The organism is Peribacillus frigoritolerans (assembly GCF_030676415.1).
In the GTDB taxonomy this organism is placed as follows: domain Bacteria; phylum Bacillota; class Bacilli; order Bacillales; family DSM-1321; genus Peribacillus; species Peribacillus frigoritolerans_A.
The window spans coordinates 1-880 of sequence record NZ_JAUUTW010000083.1; the positions used below are offsets into that span (position 1 = coordinate 1).

1 protein-coding gene is annotated in these 880 nt (G+C 44.5%); it reads left to right on the top strand.

Going from position 1 to position 880, the window contains the following annotated elements:
* Positions 1-349: 349 nt before the first annotated feature.
* The coding region (locus Q8G36_RS28560; protein ID WP_305275328.1) for a reverse transcriptase domain-containing protein at positions 350-880 on the top strand (531 nt) is incomplete at its 3' end.

Sequence of the window (880 nt, forward strand, 5' to 3'; positions counted from 1 at the left end):
CAAAGGTGGTACAGAGTAAATGAAGCAGATAGATGGAGGGAAAGATTGCACTCTTACCCGGGGAGGTCTGATGACAGCCAAGTACACTTGGTAACCTGTCCAGTGATGGACAGCAGAATCATCAGAAGTCAGCAGAGGTCATAGTACTTGTCTACTCGAGAAGATAAGGAAGGACCGAACAGATTAAGGAGGATGAATACTAGGCGTTCGTTATCTGCGAAGAAGCAAACAATTCCTAACGGAACTTATTTGAAGGAAGAAGTGGTGAATACACGGGGAACTTCAAAAGGGCGGAGCAGATAAAGGCACAAATAGACCATCTCGTCCACGCAGGGAAAGGATATCAACGATGTTAATGGAACAGATACTAGAGAGGGAAAACTTAATACAGGCATTGAAGCGTGTAGAAAGAAATAAGGGAAGCCATGGTGTAGATGGAATGCCGGTTCAAAACCTGAGACCGCACCTCGCAACCGAATGGTACAACATGAAAACTGCCCTTTTACAGGGTACCTATCAACCGCAGCCCGTCCGTCGTATCGAAATCCCGAAACCAAACGGCGGAGTTCGGCTATTGGGTATTCCAACCGTTCTAGACCGTTTCATTCAACAAGCCATTGCCCAAATATTGACCAAGATATATGACTCAACCTTTTCGGAGAATAGCTATGGATTTCGCCCTAACAAACAAGGGCTCCAGGCGGTTCGTAAGGCAAAGTCCTATATAACCGAAGGTTATACATGGGTAGTGGATATGGACTTGGAGAAGTTCTTCGATAAAGTGAATCATGACAAGCTCATGGGAATGTTAGAGCGGAAAATTGAAGATAAACGAGTTCTCAAACTGATTCGTAAATTCCTTCAAGCAGGCATTATGATA